Source organism: Actinomadura rubrisoli (assembly GCF_004349215.1).
In the GTDB taxonomy this organism is placed as follows: Bacteria; Actinomycetota; Actinomycetes; order Streptosporangiales; family Streptosporangiaceae; genus Spirillospora; species Spirillospora rubrisoli.
The window spans coordinates 1-6444 of sequence record NZ_SMKU01000446.1; the positions used below are offsets into that span (position 1 = coordinate 1).

Below are 6444 nucleotides of genomic sequence, written 5' to 3' on the forward strand. Positions count from 1 at the left end.
GCTCACAGGCCGCCCGCCCCGGCGCGGAGCCTCTCGCGGCGGGCGCGCGGCGCGGCGCGGACGTGCATGCGCTCGCCCTGGCGGCCGAACAGGCTGAGGACCTCCACCGGGCCCTTGCCCGCGGACCCGAACCAGTGCGGCATGCGGGTGTCGAACTCGGCGACCTCCCCCGGGCCCAGGACCAGGTCGTGGTCGGCCACCAGCAGCCGCAGCGACCCCGACAGCACGTACACCCACTCATAGCCCTCGTGGGTCACCACGTCCGGTTGCTGCTGGTCCGCCGGGATGATCATCTTCCATGCCTGGAGGCCGCCGGGCTGGCGGGTCAGCGGGATCACCGTCCGGCCGCCGCGCGACGACCGCGGGTTGAAGCGCACCCTCGGGTCGCCGACCTCCGGGGCGCCGACCAGCTCGTCCAGCGGCACCTGGTGGGCCTGGGCGATGGGCAGCAGCAGCTCCAGGCTGGGACGGCGCCGGCCCGCCTCCAGCCGCGACAGGGTGCTCTTGGAGATCCCGGTGGCCTCCGACAGCCCCGCCAGCGTGACGCCCCGCTCGGTGCGCAGCCGCTTGAGGCGCGGGCCGACCTCGGCCAGCGCGGTGGCGATGGCGGACGTATGCTCCATGCCCCTCATTCCACCCGCCCGTCCCAGAAATGGCAACAGGATTTGCCGGACGCGCGGCGGGCCCGCTCAGGGGCCCCGCTCAGCGGGAGGCCGCCAGGACGCGGGAGGACAGCAGGTCGACGGCCCGGTCCACGTCGGCCTCGGTCGTGGAAAGGTGGAACGAGCAGCGCAGCCGCCCGGCCCGGACCGTGGCGATCACGCCGTGGTCGCGCAGCGCCTCGGCGGTGCCCTCGGGCACCGGGACCGACACGATGGCCGAGTCCCCGGGCGGGAGGCCCAGCCCGGCCTGGAAGCGGCGGGCCAGCGCCACGTCGTGGTCGTGGACGGCCGGGACGCCGACCTCGGCGAGCAGCTCCAGCGCGGGCGCGTGCCCGGCCCAGCACTGCCAGGCCGGGGACAGGTCGAGCCGCCGGGCGCCGGCGGCCAGCCGCAGCGGCCCCCCGTAGATGGAGTCCCACACGTCCTCGCCCGCGTACCAGCCCGCGCCGACCGGCGGCAGCTCCGCAAGGGCCTCCTGCGTCCCGGTGAAGAAGCAGGTCCCGCGCGGGCCCAGCAGCCACTTGTAGCCCGAGCACACCAGCCAGTCGACGCGGCCGGCGGGCACCGGCAGCCACCCGGCCGCCTGCGTGGCGTCCAGCAGGATCCGGGCGCCGTGGCCGCGGGCGGCGGCGATGAGGTCCTGCATCGGGGCGATGCGCCCGTCCGACGACTGCACCGCCGACACCGCCACCACGTCCACCGGCCCGTCCACCGCCTCGGCGATCCGCTCCAGCGGCACCGACCGGACGCTCAGCCCCGGCCGGGCCATGAACGGGAACAGCAGCGAGGTGAAGTCGCCGTCGGCCACCAGCACCGTCGCGCCCTCGGGCAGCGACGCCGCGACCAGCCCGACGAAGTAGGACGCCTGCGAGCCGATCGCCACACGGCCCGCGGGCAGCCCGACCAGCCGCCCGAACGCCGCGCGCGACCGCGCCACCGCCTCGTCCAGCAGGGCGGGCACCATCAGCCCGGCGGCCCGGTCCCGCTCGGCCGCCAGCATCGCCTCGTGCGCGGCGCGCGGCGGCAAACCGTAGGTGGCGGTGTTGAGGAAGGCGACACCGGCGGTGAACTCGCGCTGGGCCAGCTCGATCGAGATGCTCATCCCCCGATGATCGGGCACACCCGTCCCATAGGACAAAGTACGGTCTTCTTGGTGACCCATCAGCGGTGTTGATACCTTGGCGGCATGCTCGACCTGCACCGCGGCCGGATCCTGCGCGAGGTGGCCCGGCTCGGCTCCATGACCGCCGCCGCGCGGGCCCTGTCCTACACCCAGCCCGCCGTGTCCCACCACGTCGCCCGGCTGGAGGCCGAGGTCGGCACCCCGCTGGTCATCCGGCACGGCCGCGGCGTCCGGCTGACCGAGGCGGGCCGGATCCTGGTCGAGCACGTCGAGGACGTCCTGGCCCGGATGGACGACGCCGAGGAGCAGATCGCCGCGATCGCCGGGCTGCGCGCGGGCCGGGTGCGGGTCGCGGTGTTCCCGACCGCCGCGGCGGCCCTGCTGCCCGACGCCCTGGCCGGGCTGCGCGCCCGCGCCCCCGGCGTCACCGTCACCCTGGAGGAGGCCGAGCCGGTGACGGCGCTGGCCGCCCTGCGCGCGGGCGAGGCCGACCTGGCCGTGGTGTTCAACTACGACCACCTGCCGCCCGACACCGACGCGCGGTTCCGCGAGCTGGTGCTGTGCGAGGACCCGATCCGGCTCGCCGTCCCCGCCGCGCACCCGCTGGCCACCGCGGACCGGCCGCGCCTCGCCGACCTGGCCGGGGAGGTCTGGGCGTCGGGCTGCGCCCGGTGCCGCGAGCACCTGCGGTGGGCGTGCGGCCGGGCCGGGTTCACCCCCCGGATCGCCTTCGCCACCGAGGACCACGTGGCGGTCCAGCGGCTGGTCGCCCGCGGCCTGGCCGTCACCGCCCTGCCCGCCATGGCCCTCGGCCTGCACAGCGAGCCGGACGTCGCGGTCCCCGCCGCGCCCGGGCTCGGCAGCCGCCGCGTCACCGCGCTCGTCCCGGACGGCCCCCGGCCGCCCGCCGTGGCGGCCCTGCTGGACGAGCTCGCCGCCGTCGCCGTCCCCGTCCCGGACGGCGAGGGAGACGGCGACGGGGACGGCGACCCTGTCCGAGCGGGATCTTCCGCCCCCGCACCCGCCCGGGCATCCTGATCCCTGAGCACCACCCAGAGAGGGGCCACCCATGCCGTCGATCCCGGTCGCCGACGCCACCGTCCACTACCAGACCGAGGGCTCGGGCCCGGGACTGGTGCTCCTGCACGGCACCCAGGGCAGCGCCGTCACCAACTGGGGCCACCTGGTCGAGCGCTTCAGCGCCGCCCACACCGTCATACGCCCCGACTACAGCGGCAGCGGCGAGACCACCGACCAGGGCGGCGAGCTGACCGTGGAGTCCCTGGCCGCCCAGGTCGCCGCGGTGTCGCGCGCCGCCGCCGAAGGGCCCGTGGACATCGTCGGGTTCTCCCTCGGCGCCGTCGTCGCGGCGGCCACCGCCGCCCTGTACCCCGACCTGGTGCGCAACCTGGTCCTGGTCGCCGGCTGGGCGCACACCGGCGACGCCCGGCAGCGGCTGATGTTCGAGCTCTGGCGCGACCTGGACCGCGCCGACTTCCGGCTGTTCACCCGCATGGCCGTGCTGACCGGCTACAGCCCCGGGTTCCTGGAGGCCATCGGCCCGGACGGCATCGAGACCCTCGTCCAGGCGTCGGTCCGCGAGCCGGGCGCGGACCGCCAGATCGACCTCGACCTGCGCGTCGACCTGCGCGACATGCTCCCCCAGATCACCGCGCGCACGCTCGTGGTCGGCCTCAGCCACGATCACATGGTCCCCGCCTTCGCCGCCGCCGACCTGCACGAGCGCATCTCCGGCAGCCGCTACTCCGAGATCGGCTGCGGCCACCTGGTCCTGTTCGAGCGCCCGGACGAGCTGGTGCAGCTCGTCCAGAGCTTCACCGAGTGAACCCCCGCGACTTGAAGAGTTCTTCAATTCGATAAAATGCCAAGCGTGGAGCCGCCGGCCGCCCGGGCCGGGACGGGCCATGAGCGAGGAGGCCGCCGAATGGGGCGTGGTCGAGCGAAGGCCAAGCAGACGAAGGTCGCGCGCAAGCTGAAGTACAGCGGAGGGGGCACCGACCTGGAACGGCTGCGCCGGGAGCTGGGCGCCGCGGCGCCGGTCCCGGACGGTCCCGAGGCCGGCCAGGAGAGCCTCCCCGACGCCGACGCGGACTCCGCCGGCGAGGCCCGGGGCTGAGCAGTGCCGGTACCGCTGTACCAGGCCAAGGCCGAGCTGTTCAAGACGCTGGGCCACCCGGTGCGCGTCCGGGTGCTGGAACTGCTGCGCGAGGGCCCGATGCCGGTCCGCGACCTGCTCGCCGAGACCGGCATCGAGGCCTCCAGCCTCTCCCAGCAGCTCGGGGTGCTGCGCCGCGCCGGGATCGTGGTCGCCTCCCGCGAGGGGACGACGGTGGTGTACGAGCTGGCCGGCGTGGACGTGCCGGAGCTGATGGGCGCGGCCCGGCGGATCCTCACCGGGCTGCTGGCCGGCCAGGGCAGGCTCCTGGCCGAACTGGAGGCCGAACTGGAGACCGCCCCGGGGACCGCCGGGCCGGGAGGATCGGTCTAGACGCCGCCGCGCCGCCGGTCAGGAGGGGGGTCCCGGGCCGGTGAGCGTGGTGAGCCAGTCGATGCGCTCCGACAGCTGCCCGAACACCTCGTCGAAGATCTCGTCGGTGTCGACGGGACCGGGGTCGGGGACCGACCAGTGGGCGCGCCCGGGACCCGGCCCCAGTTCCCGGTAGGCGTTGTCGCAGACGGCCACGACCAGGTCGCCGGGCCGCACCACGTCGGCGACGTGCCGGGTGCCGACGCGGTCCAGGGACACGCCGTGCCGGCGGGCCGCGCTGAGGGTCCGCGGGTTGACGCGCGGTCCGGGACGGGTGCCGGCGGAGGTGGCCGGGATCGGGCTGCGGGCGGCCCAGATGGCGGCGGCCAGCGGCGAGCGGGCGGCGTTGCGGGTGCAGACGAACACCACCCGGGACGCCGTCACCCTCGTGACCGGGGTCAGGCCCCGCAGCGCCGAGGGGATCAGCCGGACGTAGGCGCGCCGCCGGTCGGCGTGGGAGCGCGTCCGCCCGATCAGCCCCGCCTCCTGCAGCACCCCGAGATGGTGGGCCAGCAGGTTCGACGGCAGATCCAGCGCGCGCCGCAGCTCCACCGAGGCCAGGTCGCCGACCATGAGCGCCTCCACGATCGCCAGACGGGCCGGGTCGGCCAGGGCGTGGTGCACCGCCGCCCGCCGGCGAAGCGAAGGGTCCATGTCCATTGAGTCAATGCTTGTTGACGTGTTTTCATGCGTCAAGGCCGCCCGCGGCCCAACAAGATCATCTGGCGCAGGAGGTCCGCCGCGCTCCAACGCTCACCCCGGCCGCACGCCGTCCAGCCCGGCCGCCCGGCCGCCGCCGATTTCGCAGTGGCGCGGCTTTGTTCGCCATTCCCAAAATGCATTGTCAATGGACCGTGCCGCTATTGCGGTCAACCGGCGTTTTGACGTTGATGTTTCTATCGCCTCTGGAATTCCTTCCGGCGAATTGAAATTTACGTTCAAGGCCCCTCTTCCCTTGATGAAACCTCCCGTTTACCTTCTTGGGTGATCGGTCAACTCGTCCGAGTTTGGGAGGTTTCATGACGAGTCAGATCACCTCGACGGCACGACCGGCGAACAGGTGGGAGGCGATCACCCAGGCTCCGACCCTGACCAAGCTGTACTGGCTGCTGCGCATCGGCGTGAGCATCGAGTACCTGGGCCACGGCTGGGCGGGACTGAGCCGCTCGCGGGCCTGGCTGCCCTACTACGACCTGTTCGGCATCTCCGCCGACTTCGCCATCGACCACCTGATGTACATCACCGGGAGCGTCGACATCACCGTCGGGCTGCTCATCCTGTTCTGGCCGGCGCGCATCCTGCTGCTGCACGCCACGGTCTGGGCCGTGTTCACCGCGCTGCTGCGGCCCACGGTCGGCGAGGGCTGGTGGGAGTTCCTTGAGCGCGGCGGCAACTACGGCATGCCCCTGGCGCTGCTGGTCATCGTCGGACTGGGCGGCTGGTCGGTCCGCGGCTGGCTGGTACCGGCCCGGGCGCCCGCCGCCGTCTCCGACCGCGCCGTCATCGCGGCGCACTGGGCCGCCCGCGGCGGCCTGGCGCTGCTGCTCATCGGGCACGGCGGATTCGGCGCGTTCGAGGACAAGCCCTACTGGTACAAATTCTTCGACTACTTCGGGATCACCCGGTCCACCGTCGAATCGGCCAATCTGATGGTGATCTTCGGGACCTTCGAGATCCTGCTCGGGCTGGCCATTCTCCTCCGGCCCTGGAAGAGCCTGCTGCTGGCGGTCCTGGTCTGGAAGCTCGGCACCGAGCTGCTCCGCCCGGCGGTCGGCCAGGAATGGTTCCAATTCGTGGAGCGTGTCGGCGACTACGTCCTGCCGATCGCCCTCATCGTCATCGCGGGCCTCTACGCCCAGGCCCTTCACCGCACGCCGCCCGCACCCGCGACCGGGCCGGTCTCCGAACCGACCAGCGCCCCCGCGGGGTAGCCCGCGGCTTCCACGGCCACCCGCGTTCGGCCGTCCCCGTCCATCCCCTCTCCCGGTCTACCGGCTGGTCGTCTCGCGGGCGACCGGCCGGTCCCCGCGTTCACGTCCCCGAAAGGACCCGGCCCCATGTCGCCTGACCACTCCAGCGCCGCCCGGATGCTCCGCCGCCCCCTCCCGCTC

The 6444-nt window shown here is 73.9% G+C and carries 9 protein-coding genes; 6 read left to right on the plus strand and 3 right to left on the minus strand.

The window, feature by feature from the left end; genetic code table 11:
• Positions 1–2: 2 nt before the first annotated feature.
• Both E1298_RS42495 and E1298_RS42500 read right to left on the minus strand, forming a co-directional pair.
• On the minus strand, positions 3–623 hold the full coding sequence (locus E1298_RS42495) for a helix-turn-helix domain-containing protein (RefSeq protein WP_131903053.1): 621 nt from the start codon (positions 621–623) through the stop codon (positions 3–5).
• 79 nt (positions 624–702) lie between these two features.
• Positions 703–1764, minus strand: coding sequence for an aminotransferase class V-fold PLP-dependent enzyme (locus tag E1298_RS42500; protein WP_131903054.1), 1062 nt, complete (start codon positions 1762–1764; stop codon positions 703–705).
• Positions 1765–1848: 84 nt separating this feature from the next.
• On the opposite strand from E1298_RS42500, the gene E1298_RS42505 reads away from it, so the two are divergent.
• The 4 genes from E1298_RS42505 (at position 1849) to E1298_RS42520 (ending at position 4294) form a co-directional block, all read left to right on the plus strand.
• Entirely contained in the window at positions 1849–2823 is a 975-nt protein-coding gene (locus E1298_RS42505; protein WP_131903055.1) for a LysR family transcriptional regulator, read from the plus strand.
• 31 nt (positions 2824–2854) lie between these two features.
• Positions 2855–3631, plus strand: coding sequence for an alpha/beta fold hydrolase (locus E1298_RS42510; protein WP_131903056.1), 777 nt, complete (start codon positions 2855–2857; stop codon positions 3629–3631).
• Positions 3632–3730: 99 nt separating this feature from the next.
• Positions 3731–3922 (plus strand): DUF3073 domain-containing protein, encoded by a 192-nt coding sequence (locus E1298_RS42515; protein WP_131903057.1) that lies wholly within the window; start codon positions 3731–3733, stop codon positions 3920–3922.
• Positions 3923–3925: 3 nt separating this feature from the next.
• Entirely contained in the window at positions 3926–4294 is a 369-nt protein-coding gene (locus E1298_RS42520; RefSeq protein ID WP_131903058.1) for an ArsR/SmtB family transcription factor, read from the plus strand.
• A gap of 18 nt (positions 4295–4312) precedes the next feature.
• Here the strand turns inward: E1298_RS42520 and E1298_RS42525 are convergent, their stop codons facing one another.
• The gene (locus E1298_RS42525) at positions 4313–4987 is read right to left on the minus strand and encodes an arsenate reductase/protein-tyrosine-phosphatase family protein (protein WP_243726175.1); all 675 of its coding nucleotides are present in this window, start codon (positions 4985–4987) and stop codon (positions 4313–4315) included.
• On the opposite strand from E1298_RS42525, the gene E1298_RS42530 reads away from it, so the two are divergent.
• Positions 4986–5321, plus strand: a complete 336-nt coding sequence (locus E1298_RS42530; protein ID WP_131903060.1) for a hypothetical protein — start codon at positions 4986–4988, stop codon at positions 5319–5321. The genes E1298_RS42525 and E1298_RS42530 overlap by 2 nt on opposite strands.
• 31 nt (positions 5322–5352) lie before the next feature.
• A complete protein-coding gene (locus E1298_RS42535; RefSeq protein WP_131903061.1) occupies positions 5353–6264 on the plus strand; it encodes a hypothetical protein in 912 nt (303 codons plus the stop codon).
• Positions 6265–6444 lie beyond the last annotated feature (180 nt).

Excerpts from the sequence above, each read along its gene's own strand:
- E1298_RS42495 (WP_131903053.1), bottom strand. The coding sequence starts at position 623 with ATGGAGCATACGTCCGCCATCGCCACCGCGCTGGCCGAGGTCGGCCCG.
- E1298_RS42500 (WP_131903054.1), bottom strand. The coding sequence starts at position 1,764 with ATGAGCATCTCGATCGAGCTGGCCCAGCGCGAGTTCACCGCCGGTGTC.
- E1298_RS42505 (WP_131903055.1), top strand. The coding sequence starts at position 1,849 with ATGCTCGACCTGCACCGCGGCCGGATCCTGCGCGAGGTGGCCCGGCTC.
- E1298_RS42510 (WP_131903056.1), top strand. The coding sequence starts at position 2,855 with ATGCCGTCGATCCCGGTCGCCGACGCCACCGTCCACTACCAGACCGAG.
- E1298_RS42515 (WP_131903057.1), top strand. The coding sequence starts at position 3,731 with ATGGGGCGTGGTCGAGCGAAGGCCAAGCAGACGAAGGTCGCGCGCAAG.
- E1298_RS42530 (WP_131903060.1), top strand. The coding sequence starts at position 4,986 with ATGTCCATTGAGTCAATGCTTGTTGACGTGTTTTCATGCGTCAAGGCC.
- E1298_RS42525 (WP_243726175.1), bottom strand. The coding sequence starts at position 4,987 with ATGGACCCTTCGCTTCGCCGGCGGGCGGCGGTGCACCACGCCCTGGCC.
- E1298_RS42535 (WP_131903061.1), top strand. The coding sequence starts at position 5,353 with ATGACGAGTCAGATCACCTCGACGGCACGACCGGCGAACAGGTGGGAG.